Origin of the sequence: Peteryoungia aggregata LMG 23059 (genome assembly GCF_030814435.1) — a bacterium.
Lineage (GTDB): Bacteria > Pseudomonadota > Alphaproteobacteria > Rhizobiales > Rhizobiaceae > Allorhizobium > Allorhizobium aggregatum.
On record NZ_JAUSUW010000003.1, the window covers coordinates 290,498 to 304,910 of the forward strand.

Genomic DNA, 14,413 nt, shown 5'->3' on the forward strand with positions numbered 1-14,413 from the left:
ATGCTTCCCCAGGAGATCATCCGGCGCAAGCGTGATGGCGCGACCCTCAGCCGCGAGGAGATTGCCGGCTTCATCGAGGGGCTGTCCAAGGAGACGATTTCCGAGGGGCAGGTCGCGGCATTTGCCATGGCTGTGTTCTTTCGGGGCATGACACCAGACGAGATCGTGGCCCTGACGCTTGCCATGCGCGATTCCGGTGACGTTCTCTCCTGGGCAGGCGTTGGCAAGCCGGTGGCGGACAAACATTCGACCGGCGGCGTCGGTGACAATGTCTCGCTGATGCTGGCGCCGATCGTGGCGGCCTGCGGGCTTGCCGTGCCGATGATCTCTGGGCGCGGGCTCGGCCATACCGGCGGCACGCTCGACAAGCTGCAGTCCATCCCCGGCTATGACGTGATGCCCGACAATGTCACCTTCCGCCGGACGGTGGACCGGGCCGGCTGCGCGATCATCGGCCAGACGGGCGATCTCGCGCCTGCCGACAAGCGGCTCTATGGGATCCGCGATGTGACCGCGACGGTTGAATCCATTCCGCTGATCACGGCCTCCATCCTGTCCAAGAAGCTAGCAGCCGGACTTGAAAGCCTTGTGCTCGACGTGAAGGTCGGCAATGGCGCTTTCATGGCGAAGAGCGAGGATGCGGAGGCCTTAGCCCGCTCGCTGGTTCGGGTCGCCAATGGTGCCGGCGTGAAGACCACGGCGCTTTTGACCGACATGAACGAGCCGCTCGCCGACTGTGCCGGAAACGCGATCGAAGTGCAGAATGCCGTCGATTTCCTGCAGGGCAAGAAGAGCGGCACGCGTCTCGAAGAGGTGACGCTCGCCTTAGGCGCCGAGATGCTGGTCAATGCAGGTGTCGAAACCGACCAGGCGGTGGCACTCGCCCGCTGCAGCGAGGCTCTTGCCTCCGGCAAGGCGGCCGAGATCTTCGGGCAGATGGTCAGCGAGCTCGGCGGACCCAAGGATTTCATGAAGAAGGCGGAAGGCTATCTGCCGCGCGCCAAGGTCGAAGTGGGCGTTCTTGCCGAGCAGGACGGTTATCTCAGCGGCTGCTACACGCGTGGGCTAGGGCTTGCCGTTGTCGCGCTTGGTGGTGGTCGTCAGCGTCCGAGCGACACGATCGATCACGGCGTGGGTCTCTCCGGCTTCAAGCCACTGGGAACGAAGGTCGCGAAGGGTGAGCCGATCGCCTTCGTTCAGGCCAATGACGAGGCATCTGCCAAACAGGCCGCGAAGACCGTCTCCGACTGCTATCGGATTTCGGAAACGAAGCCGGCTGCCACACCAGTCATCGGGCTCAGGATTGGCGCAGAGTAAAGGCCAAAGGCCTTATGCCAAATCTCGGTGATAGGAACCTATAGGATGGCTTATGGCGGGGCGCTGGTTAGGCGCGACGCGCCGGGCGATGCTGTCGCATCGACCAAGCGGCGCAACAACGTCAGAGGCCTGCCATAAGCCACCTTCGGTCGGCTACTCGTCCCTTCTGGCGTCGTCGAGATCCTCGACCAATGCGCAAAGCATCGCTCTTCGAACCTCTCCTAGCCAGCAGGAACGATCGAGCCGATCCTATAGGTCACTATCATCGAGACTTGGCATCACTGGATCATCCGCAGCGTGCGGTTCTCGGCCGTGTAGGACTTCAGCTTCTTCATGAAGCTCATCCCGACCAGTGTGGATGACAGCGCCTGATCGGAAAGCACGAAGGCATCCACCTCACGGACCCGGATGCTGCCGATCTCGATGCGGTCAAGCACGACATGGGCGGCCTTGATCGAGCCGTTGGCCGTGTTGACGTCGTAGCGGAAATCGAGTGCTGCCGGGCTGAAGCCGAGGCGACGGGCGGTGGAGACATTGATCGCGACCAATGAGGCGCCCGTGTCGACCATGGCGTCAACGGGCTTGCCATTCATCTTGAACGTGCCCTGGTAGTGGCCGCCCGGCCCCATCGTCAGCACTGTCTGGCCTGATGTTGTGTTGGAGGACTTGGCCGCGACTTCGTCGGGAGCAGTGGCCTCGCGCTCATCCAGCATGACCTGAACCTTCTCCGCGATTGTCGGCCACTGGCTGGCAGACAAAGCGAGCATCAGGACTGTGAACAGCGTGCGAGCGAACATCCGTTATCCCCGTGAGCGATCCGCTGATCGTAACAGGCGCTGATCAGAAATTGGATAAGGCACCACGCAAAACGGCCCGAAACCAGGGTTTCGGGCCGTCAAAGCTTGCGATCTGGTTAAGAAATCACTTCGTTCCGTACATGCGGTCGCCGGCATCGCCGAGGCCGGGCATGATATAGCCCTTGTCGTTGAGATGGCTGTCGATGGAGGCCGTGAAGATCGGCACATCAGGGTGGACGGCGTGGAAGTTCTTGATGCCTTCGGGGGCGGCCAGCAGGCAGAGGAAGCGAATGTTCTTCGCGCCGCGCTCTTTCAGCTTGTCGATGGCGGCGATCGAGGAATTGCCGGTGGCGAGCATGGGATCGACGACAATGACCAGGCGCTCGGCAAGTGCTTCGGGCGCCTTGAAGTAGTATTCGACGGCCTGCAGGGTCTCGTGATCGCGGTAGACGCCGACATGGGCGACGCGGGCGGCCGGAACCAGTTCCAGCATGCCTTCCAAGAGGCCGTTGCCGGCGCGCAGGATCGAGGCGAAGACCAGCTTCTTGCCCTCGAGGATCGGCGACTGCATCTCGGTCAGTGGCGTCTCGATCGTCTCCATGGTGAGCTCGAGGTCGCGGGTGATCTCATAGCAGAGGAGCGTCGAGATTTCGCGCAGCAGACGGCGGAAGCTCGAGGTCGATGTTTCCTTGCGGCGCATGATCGTCAGCTTGTGCTGCACGAGGGGGTGATCGATGACTGTTACGCCGTCCATGGTCGAGCCTTCTTTTCTTGTTTTCTGAGGTTCTTCTATTTTCACGTTCTCGGGCGGAGCCGCAAGAGCGATGCCGGATTTTGCCCGGTCTTCAACAGATGCGGTGTCACAACCGGGCGAGAAGCCGCGCGCGCGTCTCCTCATCCACGAAGGCCGCCTCGATGGCTGTGCGCGTCATGCCGTCGATCTCAGCATCCGTGAAGCCGAATTCGCTCGAAGCCCAGTCATATTCCTGGGCGAGTGACGTGTCGAAAAAGGGCGGATCATCGGAATTGATGCAGACCCTGACGCCAGCTTCGTGGAATTTCACGAGCGGGTGGCTGGCGAAATCGGGGAAGACCTTCAGCGCGATGTTGGAGCCCGGGCAGACTTCGAGCACTGTGCCCAAATCGACGAGGCGGCGGACGAGCTCGGGGTCCTCGATCGCGCGCACACCATGGCCGATGCGGGCGGGCTTTACGAGGTCGAGCGCATCGGCAACGCTGAAGGCGCCGCAGACTTCGCCCGCATGGATGGTGAGGCCAAGACCGGCTTCACGGGCAATATCGAAAGCACGGGCATAATCCGCGACGCGGCCCATGCGCTCCTCGCCGGCCATGTTGAAGCCTGTCACCAGCGGATTGTTGCTGCGGGCGGCATATTCGGCGGCCGCGATCACGCTTTCCGGGCCGAAGTGACGCTCACCGGTGACGATGATGCGCGCCTCGATGCCGGTTGCCGCTCTGGCGGCTTCGATGCCGGCGGTGATGCCCGCGAGATAGGTGTCGGCACCAAGACCGATACGGTCGCCATGATCCGGCGAGACGATGATCTCGCTGTAGATGGTGTCGACATCCGCGAGTTCGCGCAGGTAGGTCTCCGTCAGTAGGGCGTAGTCCTCCTCCGTGCGGAAGAGAGCCGCCACACGGTCATAGGCCTTGATGAACTCGGCAAAATCATTCCAGGCATAGCTGCCATCGCGCATGAAGGTCGCAGGGTCCACGCCATATTTTCCGGCCTGGGACAGCGCCAGCGCTGGCGCCGCCGCACCCTCGATGTGACAGTGCAGTTCGGCCTTCTTCAATCGTCTCGTCACAGGAAACTCCGTCCGATGCGGCCCGGTGCAATGCCCAGATGCGCCGCGATGGTTTCGCCGATGTCGGCATAGGTATTGCGCACGCCGATGTTGCGCGAGCGCACGCCCGGACCGAAGCACATGATCGGCACGCGCTCGCGCGTGTGGTCCGTGCCGCGCCAGGTGGGATCACAGCCGTGGTCGGCGGTCATGAGAACCATATCGCCTGGCTTCAGCTTGCGGTGGACTTCGGGCAGGCGGCGATCGAAGGCTTCGAGCGCAGCCGCATAACCCGGCACGTCGCGGCGGTGACCGTAGAGCATGTCGAAGTCGACGAAGTTGGTGAACACGAGGTCGCCGTCCTCGGCCTCGTCCATGACCTTCAGCGTCGCGTCCATCAGGGCCATGTTGCCGTTCGCCTTGATCACACGGGTCACGCCCTGGTGGGCGAAGATGTCGCCGATCTTGCCGACGGCATGGACCTTACGGCCCTGATCAACCAGGCGATCAAGCAGGGTCGGTTCGGGCGGCAGGACGGAATAGTCACGGCGATTGCCGGTGCGCTCGAAGCTCTGGACCGTCTCGCCGATAAAGGGGCGAGCGATGACGCGGCCGATGTTCAACGGGTCCACGAGACCGCGCACCGTCTCGCAGAGCTTCAACAGCCGATCCAGACCAAAATGGGTTTCATGCGCGGCAATCTGGAAGACGGAGTCGGTCGAAGTATAGCAGATCGGCTTGCCGGTTCGGATATGCTCCTCGCCGAAACGGGCGATCACTTCGGTGCCAGACGCATGGCAATTGCCGAGGATGCCGGGAAGGTGTGCTTCGCGACAAATGGAATCGACGAGGTCGGCAGGGAAGGCTTCTTCGCCTTGTGGGAAATAGCCCCAATCGAACATGACAGGCGTGCCTGCGATCTCCCAGTGACCCGACGGCGTATCCTTGCCCCTGGAGATCTCGCTTGCCGCCCCATGCAGGCCAAAGACGCGCTCGGGCACGGGCATGCCGTCCGGCGTCTTGCCGGTCGCAAGCTTTGCGGCTGCAAGAAGGCCGAGAGCAGACATGTTGGGGAGAACGAGCGGGCCCTGGCGCAGGCCCTTCCTGTCGCCGGCGCCGGCGGCACAGAACTCTGCGATGTGTCCGAGGGTATCCGAGCCGTCATCGCCGTAAGCGGGCGCATCCGGGGCGCCGCCGATGCCGAAGGAATCCAGAATGAAGAGAAAAGCGCGTGCCATGTCTGCGTACCATGGCCGGGTCAGGTTTGCTTGTTATGCCGGCCGTTGACAGCATCCATAGCGCCTGGGCGAGGCCTTGGCAAACGAAGGGCGTCAGCAGTCCGTGCAGGTCACTTCCGTGCCCAGACGCTGACGGAAATAGAATTCGCGTGCCAGGGTGAGGCTCTTGGCATCGGTGCCGGAAAGACCGGGAAGATACATCATCAATTCGTGCGAGATACTGAGTTCGCTGCGGATCAGGAAGGTATCCGCCACCAGCATGTCAGCCGGCACGGGTGCCGTTGTGCCCACGGCATAGGGTGCCACGCCGGTTGTCGACCAGGACCAGGTGACCTTGGCAGCCTTGGCCGAATCGATCTTGATCGCGCTCACCTTGATCAGCAGATTGTTGGAGGGATAGGGCACGAAGATGGCGCCGGTCACATCCGACATGGTCGTCAGGAAGGCCTTGTTGACCTTTTCCTGGCGGGCAATCAGATCGGCGACCGTGCTGCTGGCCATCGAGGTCTTCTTGGCGGCGCTGAGCCCCATGGTGAGCTCGAAAGCCATCAGGTAGAGAACGATCAGCATCGGCGCGACGATGGCGAACTCGACACCGCCGACACCCTGCCTGTCCCGCGCCAGACGGCGCAGTCCACGACCGGTGGCGATGGCAACCCGGTTTGCGCCGTCCACTGCCCTGCCGAACAAGGATCTCTCTTTGCCTCTTTCGGTCATGGATAATTCTCGTTCTGGAAGGCCGTCGTTGCCACGATCAGGAAGTCGGAGGGCATCGAACCATCGGAAGGCCGGATCGTCGTGATATAGGGGCGGACGAGGTCCGTGATCACCTGCCAGCGATAATAGGCGCGCAGCATGTTGATCGTGTCGGGCCCTCCGGGCGTGAATTTGAAGCTCGTCGGATCAATGTCGGCAAAGGTGGCCGAGGAAACGCGCGGTATGGTTTTCGGAATGGCGCCGAAACTGGCAAAGGTCCGCGCGTCGATATAGAGCTTGCTCGGCGTAGAGATCTCCGTCTCCGAGCACTGGATCATGATGTTCACTTCATCACAGAAGGCCTTGCGGAACTTCGTGACGTCCATGTCCGTGGTGCGGTTCAGCTGGTAGGTGATCTGGCCGGTCCGCAGCTGCCGTCCCAACGTATTGACCGCGTTGGTCACCAGCTGCTCGGCCGCGAAGGCGACGAAGGTTTCGATGATCGCGAAGATGATGATGAAGTAGGGAACCGCGAGGATGGCGAACTCGATGGCCGCGGCGCCGTCACGGGATCGCGCCAGTTTTGTCCAGAGACGAAACCGCGTCCTTCGGACGCGTTCAACCCGATGATGTTGATCGACACTCTGGCTTGTCATAGCCTCATCCATCTTCAAAGATGAGGAGAAGCTACGAGCCAAGTGTTGATTTTCCGTTTCCGGAATCTTTACACTTTGCTGCGGCGGAGAAACGCAAACGTGGCGTTTGTCACTGCGTGGCGCCGGTCTGGGCGTGTTCCTCGCAATTGGGCGTGCAAGACAGGACCGTGCGTGCAGTCGATTTGAAGACCCGGACCGTGCTCGATTCGTCGATGGATACCAGGATGCGCTCGTCAACGATGGCGTTGCCGTCCGCATCGAGAAGCACCAGATTGGTGGTTCCATAGGCCCGTCCGGTCAGCACAATGGTCTTTGCGTCGGCCACGGTTGCATCCGCGACCTCGGCATTGCCGACGATCACCTTGCTGACGGGGCGGTCGAGCTTCAGTACGCGCGCGCTGTTCATATAGACGCGCAGGATCCCTTCATCTTCCGCATGTGCGACGGGCGCGACCGAGACCGTGGCGAAGGCCAGGATCATGGTGGCGGTGGCGGCGAGACGACGGTGGAACATGGACATGCCTTTGGGTGCACGCGTGGAGGCTGGCCAAAAGGATGCCGGCTTTAGGTGAATGAAGAGTTAAGGGGGCATGAGAGCGCTTTTCATAGGCGCTCTGGCTGCGATTGTTTTCCGTCCTTGACCTGAAAACGGCTCCCTGCGGAGCAAACTGTCCCAATCGGATACATTTTTGCGGGCTTACACGGAGTTTTCAGGCCATGGCCGGCGGTCGAAGCCGTGCCCGCGCTTCACCGATTACGCGGGCGCTCCCGGCAACGCTTGGCCAAGGGCCTGCTTTCCTCGACAGAACCTCCATATTTTAGTGGTTTGCAGCGTCATTCGTTTACCACGCGAATGGCTTGCGGCGTTTCACGATCTGGTAACTCTTTTTCTTAAGTCGATGGCAATAGGCCGCCGTTTAGGTTGGCTTCATCCGAGCAACGGCAAACAGTTGCCGGCAGTGCTGATCAACCTCGCGGAGTAGGAGAATAACATGACCAAGCTTTTCGCACGTTTCGTCAAGGACGAGTCCGGCGCAACCGCCATCGAATACGGCCTGATCGCCGCCCTCATCTCGGTCGCCCTGATCACCGGCGCGACGACCTTGGGCGGCGCCCTGAACAACACGTTCGTCAACGTTGGCGCCAAGATGGGCCAGGGCGTGACGGCCAGCCAGTAATCTGCTGGCGGATCTTTCGGGATCAGAAGAAGCCGCCAGCTCATGGCGGCTTCTTCGCATTGCGGGATTAGCTAGATCTTAGCGTCGTCGGAAACTTCGCGACAAGAGATACGATCAACTCGAGCGCCACCGGAAAGTGAACAATGTACTTTGCGACCGTTTTCCTCGTGTTGCCGATCTGTCTGGCGCTTGCGGCGCTGACGGATTTCCTTGAGATGACCATCCCGAACCGCATTCCAGTCATCCTAGTCACAGCCTTCCTGGTCGCCGCGCCCTTCAGCGGGCTCAGTCTCGGTGATCTTGCCTGGCATTTTGCCGCCGCAGGCTCCGTCTTTGTCGTCGTCTTCGCGTTGTTCGCCCTGAATGTGATGGGCGGCGGGGACGCAAAGCTTCTTTCAGCAGCAGCGCTTTGGTTCGGGTTCAATGCGTCTCTCGCCGAGTTCCTGATCCTGACCGCCTACATTGGCGGCGCACTGACGATCCTCGTCATACTCGCCCGGGCTCACTGGCTGAAACTCGAGTTCGTGGGCATCAGGCTTCCACAGACACTGATGGTCGCCAACAAGATCCCTTATGCGATCGCCATTGGCGCTGCTGGACTGATCGCCTATCCCAGCTCTCCACTGGTCATGGCCGCCATCCGCAATCTCGGCTGACACGCCGGAGAAACTTTGCGTTAACCACGAACGTAAGCGGCTTATTAACCATAAGTACACCAATTCCTGATCAACCTTGCCGGCAGCACCTATTGCGTCGCCGAAGGATCGATCATGAAACCCGCCCGTCTCATCATACTCGCTGTCGCCGTCGTGGCTGCCGGTATGGCCGGTCTGCTCGCCATGCGGCTCACCGGCAACCAGACCGTGATCGTCCAGGATTCGGTTGTCGAGAAGGAGCCAACCGTCGACGTTCTGGTTTCGGCCCAGAATCTTCCCGTTGGTGCCCGTCTCGATGAAAACTCCATGCGCTGGATGCCCTGGCCGCAAGGCAGCGTGGTCGACGGCTTCATCACCTCCTCGACCCGGCCCGACGCATTGACCGAGCTCAACGGCGTGGTGGTACGCCTGCCGGTCTTCGAAGGCGAACCGCTGCGGCGCGAGAAGATCGCCGATTCCTCCTCCCGTATCCTCTCGGCGCTTTTGCCTTCCGGAAAGCGGGCGGTCTCGACCGAAATTTCGGTCGCCACAGGCGCCGGCGGCTTCATTCTGCCGAACGACCGGGTCGACGTGATCATGGTCCGCAAGGGTGACGAAGACAATTTCCTGACAGAGACCGTGTTGTCGAACGTGCGTGTTCTCGCCATCGACCAGCAAATCGAGGAAGCCCCCGACGGCTCCAAGTCCGTGATCGGCACCACCGCGACCCTGGAACTGACGCCGGAGCAGACAAAGGTGATGGCCGTGGCCCAGCAGATGGCCGACCGCCTGTCGCTCGCGCTGCGGTCGGTCGCTGATGCGCAGGAGGAAGACACTTCGGCTGCCGACCATCTGCTCAGTGGCGGAGATGGCCAGCCGACCATCCAGGTCATCAAGTCCGGCGAGGTCGTCAAGTCGACCTCATCGACCGCCAATTCCATGCAGTGAGTGGGGACACATCGTGGCCAGCCTGATGCAAACATTCCGTGTATCCCTGACAGGCAGCATCGCCTTTGCGATGGCCTTGACCGGATCGCCGACAGCCTTCTCCAGCCATGGCAGCCCGTTTACGGCAGCGGAAGCCGCGCAGGAGACGGTGCTCCGGATCACCAATAGCGGACCAGGTGCCCGCAGAACCGTCAAGCTCGGGCTGAACAAGGCGCTGGTCGTGGATCTGCCGGCGGACGCACACGACATTCTGGTCGCAGATCCGGTGATGGCGGATGCCGTGACGCGCTCCTCGCGCCGTATCTACCTGTTCGGCAAGATGGTAGGCCAGACCAATATCTTCATTTTCGGCGCAAATGGCGAGGAGATCGTCAGCCTCGACATCCAGATCGAGCGCGACATTTCGGGCCTGGAAGCCAATCTGCGCCGCTTCATTCCCGAATCCGACATCAAGGTCGAGATTGTTTCGGACAACATCGTTCTGACCGGCACAGTGCGCACGCCGCAGGACGCAGCCCGTGCAGCCAGCCTTGCCGAAGCCTTCCTTAAAGGCGGTGAAGCAACCACCCGCAATACGACCGCGACAAGCGAGAGCAGCGGCGACGGCGCCGTGGCTATCTACGCCGAACAGAGACAGACGTCGCAGATCGTCAACCTGCTGACCATCGAGGGCGAGGATCAGGTCACCCTGAAGGTCACTGTGGCAGAAGTCAGCCGCCAGGTTCTGAAGCAGCTCGGCTTCTCCGGCAGCATTTCCGATGGTTCGACCGGCATCAGCTATGCCAACCCGTCGAACCTCGGCAATGCAATCGATCCAACCGGGACGGCGACGATTTCGGCCGGCATCGGCGGTCTGGGGATCAACACCTATATCAATGCCATGGAACAGGCCGGCGTGATGCGCACGCTGGCAGAACCAAGCCTGACTGCGATCTCCGGCGAACCGGCGAAATTCTATGTCGGCGGCGAATTCCGTCTGGCAGGCGCCCAGGAAGTCAGCAGCGACGAAGAAGGCACGTCGATCGAACGAACCACGCAGACGGTCGACTACGGTATCGAGCTGAACTTCCGTCCGGTCGTGCTGGCTCCGGGCCGCATCAGCCTGCAGATCGAGACCAATGTCTCCGAACCCACCTGGGAATCGTCCCAGGTCACGGGCAACATCCTGAACCAGGTTCCTGGTTCCACCTTCCTTTCGATCCGCAAGCGCGAAGCATCGACCACGGTGGAACTGCCATCCGGCGGCTCGATCGTGATCGCTGGCCTGGTGCAGGACAACATTCGCCAGGCCATGTCCGGCCTGCCGGGGCTTTCGAAGGTTCCGGTGCTCGGCACGCTGTTCCGCAGCAAGGACTTCCAGCGCAATGAGACTGAACTGGTCATCATCGCGACACCCTATCTGGTGCGCCCTGTGGCGCGCGGGGCCTTGTCGCGACCGGATGACAACTTCAACCCCGAAAACGACGGCGCGACCTTCTTCCTGAACAAGGTGAACAAGGTCTACGGCCGCCGCGAGAACCCAGTTCCGCCCGGTCAGTACCATGGCGCGGTGGGCTTCATCTACAAATGAACGGCGCGAGGATCACGATGGAACACTCGTCACGTCAAGTCAGGGAAAGTTGGCCAGCCATGGCATCCGCACGTCATTCAGTCCAGCGTCTCGTCATCTCCAGCGTCCTCCTCGGTGCAGTCGCGGTGCTCAGCGGTTGCGGGGGCATGAAGGACCAGATGTCCACCTCGGCGATCCCGGACGACTACCGTACCCGACATCCGATCATGCTGAGCGAAGTCGAGCATACGCTGGATATACCGATCGCCTCCGGTGACCGGCGGCTGACCTTGAGCGTGCAGGATTCGATTGCCGGCTTTGCGGCCGACTATCTCTCGGCATCGACCGGCACCCTCCAGATCATCATGCCGCACGGATCGCCCAACAGCGGTGCCGCATCGGCCATGCGCAAGCAGATCCGTCAGGTCCTGACCACCCGTGGCGTGCCGTCCAACCGGATCATCGAGACGACCTATCAGGCAGAGGCGAACAGCAATGCCGCGCCGGTGCGCATCAGCTATGTGGCGATCACGGCGATGACCAACCCTTGCGGCGAATGGCCCGAAGATCTGCAGAACAACACTTTCAGCAACAAGAACTACCATAATTTCGGCTGCGCGACGCAGAGCAATCTCGCCGCACAGATCGCCAATCCGATGGATCTCGTCACGCCTCGCGACATGGCCCCGATCGATGCGACCCGGCGGTCGACCGTGATCGGCCTCTATCGCAGAGGCGCCGACACCTCCACGAACTGATGCGGGCGGGTCCAAAAGGACAGGATGAGAGCATGAACGCGATCGACTACGAAATCGGCGAAACCAATGGCGGACATCGCGGGACTTCCGAGGCGGTGATCGCTGGCGATGTCGAAAACCTGCGACCACTGCCGCGGATCTCCGTTCACGCCTTCTGCGTCAGCGATGCCGTGTATCGCGTGATGGAGCAGTGTGCGGCTGACCGGCGCCTGGCGCGGGTCAGCATGCGCATCACACACGGCAATATCGCGGCGGCGGCGAACATGTTTTCGTCCACGCCAACGCCGAACCTGATCATCCTTGAGACCGATGCCGGCCCGCGCGATCTGATGACCGAACTCGCGCCTCTCGCCGAGGTCTGTGATCCGAGCTCTCGTGTCATCCTCATCGGCCGGCACAACGATATCTCGCTCTATCGCGAACTGATCCGCAGCGGCATTTCCGAATACATCGTAGCCCCGTTCAGCATGGCCGACATCATGGCGGCGATGGCGTCGATCTTCGTCGACCCCGAGGCCGAACCGCTGGGGCGCAGCATCGCCTTTATCGGCGCCAAGGGCGGCGTGGGCTCGTCGACGATTGCGCATAACTGCGCCTTCGGCATCGCCTCGCTGTTCTCCACTGAAACCGTGCTCGCGGATCTCGACCTGCCATTTGGAACCGCCAATATCGATTTCGACCAGGATCCGGCACAGGGCATGGCCGAGGCGGTATTCTCTCCGGAGCGCCTGGATGAAGTCTTCCTGGACCGCCTCCTGACGAAATGCGGACAAAACCTCTCCCTGCTCGCAGCCCCCTCGATCCTCGACCGGGGCTATGACTACGAGCGCGGCGCGTTCCAGCCGATCCTCGACGTCCTCCAGCGCAGCGCGCCGGTCACCGTGCTCGACCTGCCGCATAGCTGGGCCGACTGGACACGTGCGGTATTGGCTGACGTCGATGAGATCGTCATTACCTGCGCACCCGACCTCGCAAACCTGCGCAACATGAAAAACATGATCGACGCGCTGAAGAAGCTGAGGCCGCAGGACAAGCCGCCGCATCTGATCCTGAACCAGGTGGGCATGCCCAAACGGCCGGAGATCGCGCCGTCTGATTTCTTCGAGCCGCTCGAGCTCGAGCCGGTCGCGATCATTCCCTTCGATGCTCAGTTGTTCGGTACGGCGGCCAATAGCGGCCGGATGATCAGCGAGATGGATGGAAAGTCACCGACGGCGGAGACCTTCTCGCAGCTTGCCCATCTCGTCACGGGCCGTGCGACGATCAAGAAACCCAAGAAGGCGGGCCTCGGCTCGTTCATCGAGAAACTGCGCAAGAAGTAGACCGGTAACAGGAACAGGTAGAGCTCATGTTTGGCAAACGCGGAAACGACGGTTTCGGCAAAGGCGGGGCGGGCGTCGGCACGATCCCGGCACAGCCCGCTGCTGCCGCGCCTGCGGCGCGTTCCAGCACGCTCATCGAACCCGGCAGCCCTGAGGTCAGCAGCCGACAGCAGGTTACCCCGCCGTCGATGCAAACCCCCGGGCGCAAGAAGCCGCCGCGGACGGAAGATTATTACGACACGAAAAGCCAGGTCTTCTCGGCACTGATCGACACGATCGACCTGTCGCAGCTGGCCAAGCTCGACGGCGAAAGCGCGCGCGAAGAAATCCGCGACATCGTCAACGATATCATCACGATCAAGAATTTCGCGATGTCGATCTCCGAGCAGGAAGAACTGCTCGAAGACATCTGCAACGACGTTCTCGGCTATGGTCCGCTTGAACCTTTGCTGGCCCGCGACGACATCGCCGACATCATGGTCAACGGCGCCGGCCAGACCTTCATCGAAGTGGGCGGCAAGACGATCGAGTCGGAAATCCGATTCCGCGACAATTCGCAGCTTCTGTCGATCTGCCAGCGTATCGTCAGCCAGGTCGGTCGCCGCGTCGATGAATCCAGCCCAATCTGCGACGCGCGTCTGCCCGATGGTTCGCGTGTCAACGTCATCGCCCCGCCGCTGGCCATCGACGGGCCGGCGCTGACCATTCGTAAGTTCAAGAAGGACAAGCTGAACCTCGCGCAGCTGGTCAAGTTCGGCGCGATCACGCCTGAAGGTGCCGAGGTTCTGCAGATCATCGGCCGCGTTCGCTGCAACGTCGTCATCTCTGGCGGTACCGGCTCGGGTAAAACCACGCTTCTCAACTGCCTTACGGGCTTCATCGACCAGGACGAACGCATCATCACCTGCGAAGACACGGCGGAACTGCAGCTGCAGCAACCGCATGTGGTACGTCTTGAAACGCGCCCGCCGAACATCGAAGGCGAAGGCGAGATCACCATGCGTGACCTCGTCAAGAACTGCCTGCGTATGCGCCCCGAACGCATCATCGTCGGTGAAGTGCGCGGACCTGAAGTTTTCGACCTTCTTCAGGCAATGAACACGGGTCACGACGGCTCGATGGGCACGATCCACGCCAATACGCCACGCGAGTGCCTGAGCCGTATGGAATCGATGATCGCCATGGGCGGCTTCTCGCTGCCGGCCAAGACCGTGCGCGAGATCATCTCCGGCTCCATCGACGTCATCATCCAGGCGGCCCGCCTGCGCGACGGTTCGCGCCGCATCACGCACATCACCGAGGTCATCGGGATGGAAGGCGACGTGATCATCACCCAGGACCTGATGCGCTACGAAATGGAAGGCGAGGACGCCAACGGCAAGATCATCGGCCGACACATGTCGACCGGCATCGGCAAGCCGCATTTCTGGGACCGTGCGCGCTACTACAACGAGGACCGTCGCCTGGCCGCAGCACTTGATACCATGGAACAGAAGTCAAAGGGGATCTGA

The 14,413-nt window shown here is 61.4% G+C and carries 15 protein-coding genes; 8 read left to right on the forward strand and 7 right to left on the reverse strand.

The features are described 5' to 3' along the window. Positions 1 to 1,317: a thymidine phosphorylase gene (gene deoA, locus J2045_RS06595; RefSeq protein WP_307370755.1), complete on the forward strand. Its 1,317-nt coding sequence runs from the start codon at positions 1 to 3 to the stop codon at positions 1,315 to 1,317. Positions 1,318 to 1,595: 278 nt separating this feature from the next. Here deoA and J2045_RS06600 read toward each other — a convergent pair whose 3' ends face one another. The 7 genes from J2045_RS06600 to J2045_RS06630 all read right to left on the reverse strand — a co-directional run bounded on the left by J2045_RS06600 (position 1,596) and on the right by J2045_RS06630 (position 6,993). Next, positions 1,596 to 2,114 carry a TIGR02281 family clan AA aspartic protease gene (locus tag J2045_RS06600; protein WP_307370757.1) on the reverse strand — a complete coding sequence of 173 codons (519 nt, stop codon included), beginning with the start codon at positions 2,112 to 2,114 and terminating at the stop codon, positions 1,596 to 1,598. Positions 2,115 to 2,238: 124 nt separating this feature from the next. Beyond that, a complete protein-coding gene (gene upp / locus J2045_RS06605) occupies positions 2,239 to 2,868 on the reverse strand; it encodes a uracil phosphoribosyltransferase (RefSeq protein ID WP_307370760.1) in 630 nt (209 codons plus the stop codon). 106 nt (positions 2,869 to 2,974) lie between these two features. Then, positions 2,975 to 3,943 carry an adenosine deaminase gene (locus tag J2045_RS06610; RefSeq protein ID WP_307370762.1) on the reverse strand — a complete coding sequence of 323 codons (969 nt, stop codon included), beginning with the start codon at positions 3,941 to 3,943 and terminating at the stop codon, positions 2,975 to 2,977. Beyond that, a complete protein-coding gene (locus tag J2045_RS06615) occupies positions 3,940 to 5,160 on the reverse strand; it encodes a phosphopentomutase (protein WP_307370765.1) in 1,221 nt (406 codons plus the stop codon). The genes J2045_RS06610 and J2045_RS06615 overlap by 4 nt, the downstream gene beginning before the upstream one ends. A gap of 93 nt (positions 5,161 to 5,253) precedes the next feature. Further along, positions 5,254 to 5,850: a TadE/TadG family type IV pilus assembly protein gene (locus J2045_RS06620; protein ID WP_307370768.1), complete on the reverse strand. Its 597-nt coding sequence runs from the start codon at positions 5,848 to 5,850 to the stop codon at positions 5,254 to 5,256. Positions 5,851 to 5,873: 23 nt separating this feature from the next. After that, complete coding sequence (locus J2045_RS06625) at positions 5,874 to 6,512, reverse strand: TadE/TadG family type IV pilus assembly protein (protein ID WP_166600105.1); 639 nt, start codon at positions 6,510 to 6,512, stop codon at positions 5,874 to 5,876. Positions 6,513 to 6,621: 109 nt separating this feature from the next. Then, a complete protein-coding gene (locus tag J2045_RS06630; RefSeq protein WP_166600260.1) occupies positions 6,622 to 6,993 on the reverse strand; it encodes a pilus assembly protein N-terminal domain-containing protein in 372 nt (123 codons plus the stop codon). A 511-nt stretch (positions 6,994 to 7,504) separates the two neighbouring features. Between J2045_RS06630 and J2045_RS06635 the strand changes: the two genes are divergently transcribed. The 7 genes from J2045_RS06635 (at position 7,505) to J2045_RS06665 (ending at position 14,413) form a co-directional block, all read left to right on the forward strand. Continuing rightward, complete coding sequence (locus tag J2045_RS06635) at positions 7,505 to 7,690, forward strand: Flp family type IVb pilin (RefSeq protein WP_307370772.1); 186 nt, start codon at positions 7,505 to 7,507, stop codon at positions 7,688 to 7,690. 143 nt (positions 7,691 to 7,833) lie between these two features. Continuing rightward, positions 7,834 to 8,346 carry an A24 family peptidase gene (locus J2045_RS06640; RefSeq protein WP_307370774.1) on the forward strand — a complete coding sequence of 171 codons (513 nt, stop codon included), beginning with the start codon at positions 7,834 to 7,836 and terminating at the stop codon, positions 8,344 to 8,346. Positions 8,347 to 8,460: 114 nt separating this feature from the next. Then, complete coding sequence (cpaB, locus tag J2045_RS06645; protein WP_166600108.1) at positions 8,461 to 9,273, forward strand: Flp pilus assembly protein CpaB; 813 nt, start codon at positions 8,461 to 8,463, stop codon at positions 9,271 to 9,273. Between the two features lie 13 nt (positions 9,274 to 9,286). Beyond that, on the forward strand, positions 9,287 to 10,843 hold the full coding sequence (locus J2045_RS06650; protein ID WP_370873008.1) for a type II and III secretion system protein family protein: 1,557 nt from the start codon (positions 9,287 to 9,289) through the stop codon (positions 10,841 to 10,843). 59 nt (positions 10,844 to 10,902) lie between these two features. Continuing rightward, positions 10,903 to 11,580, forward strand: a complete 678-nt coding sequence (locus J2045_RS06655) for a CpaD family pilus assembly protein (protein ID WP_307370776.1) — start codon at positions 10,903 to 10,905, stop codon at positions 11,578 to 11,580. A 32-nt stretch (positions 11,581 to 11,612) separates the two neighbouring features. Then, the gene (locus J2045_RS06660; RefSeq protein WP_307370779.1) at positions 11,613 to 12,902 is read left to right on the forward strand and encodes a CpaE/TadZ family protein; all 1,290 of its coding nucleotides are present in this window, start codon (positions 11,613 to 11,615) and stop codon (positions 12,900 to 12,902) included. 26 nt (positions 12,903 to 12,928) lie between these two features. Next, positions 12,929 to 14,413, forward strand: a complete 1,485-nt coding sequence (locus tag J2045_RS06665; protein WP_307370781.1) for a TadA family conjugal transfer-associated ATPase — start codon at positions 12,929 to 12,931, stop codon at positions 14,411 to 14,413.

What these genes read in the sequence shown, in the direction of transcription:
- deoA (WP_307370755.1), top strand. Translation starts at nt 1, where the DNA reads ATGCTTCCCCAGGAGATCATCCGGCGCAAGCGTGATGGCGCGACCCTC.
- J2045_RS06600 (WP_307370757.1), bottom strand. Translation starts at nt 2,114, where the DNA reads ATGTTCGCTCGCACGCTGTTCACAGTCCTGATGCTCGCTTTGTCTGCC.
- upp (WP_307370760.1), bottom strand. Translation starts at nt 2,868, where the DNA reads ATGGACGGCGTAACAGTCATCGATCACCCCCTCGTGCAGCACAAGCTG.
- J2045_RS06615 (WP_307370765.1), bottom strand. Translation starts at nt 5,160, where the DNA reads ATGGCACGCGCTTTTCTCTTCATTCTGGATTCCTTCGGCATCGGCGGC.
- J2045_RS06625 (WP_166600105.1), bottom strand. Translation starts at nt 6,512, where the DNA reads ATGACAAGCCAGAGTGTCGATCAACATCATCGGGTTGAACGCGTCCGA.
- J2045_RS06630 (WP_166600260.1), bottom strand. Translation starts at nt 6,993, where the DNA reads ATGATCCTGGCCTTCGCCACGGTCTCGGTCGCGCCCGTCGCACATGCG.
- J2045_RS06635 (WP_307370772.1), top strand. Translation starts at nt 7,505, where the DNA reads ATGACCAAGCTTTTCGCACGTTTCGTCAAGGACGAGTCCGGCGCAACC.
- J2045_RS06640 (WP_307370774.1), top strand. Translation starts at nt 7,834, where the DNA reads ATGTACTTTGCGACCGTTTTCCTCGTGTTGCCGATCTGTCTGGCGCTT.
- cpaB (WP_166600108.1), top strand. Translation starts at nt 8,461, where the DNA reads ATGAAACCCGCCCGTCTCATCATACTCGCTGTCGCCGTCGTGGCTGCC.
- J2045_RS06655 (WP_307370776.1), top strand. Translation starts at nt 10,903, where the DNA reads ATGGCATCCGCACGTCATTCAGTCCAGCGTCTCGTCATCTCCAGCGTC.
- J2045_RS06660 (WP_307370779.1), top strand. Translation starts at nt 11,613, where the DNA reads ATGAACGCGATCGACTACGAAATCGGCGAAACCAATGGCGGACATCGC.
- J2045_RS06665 (WP_307370781.1), top strand. Translation starts at nt 12,929, where the DNA reads ATGTTTGGCAAACGCGGAAACGACGGTTTCGGCAAAGGCGGGGCGGGC.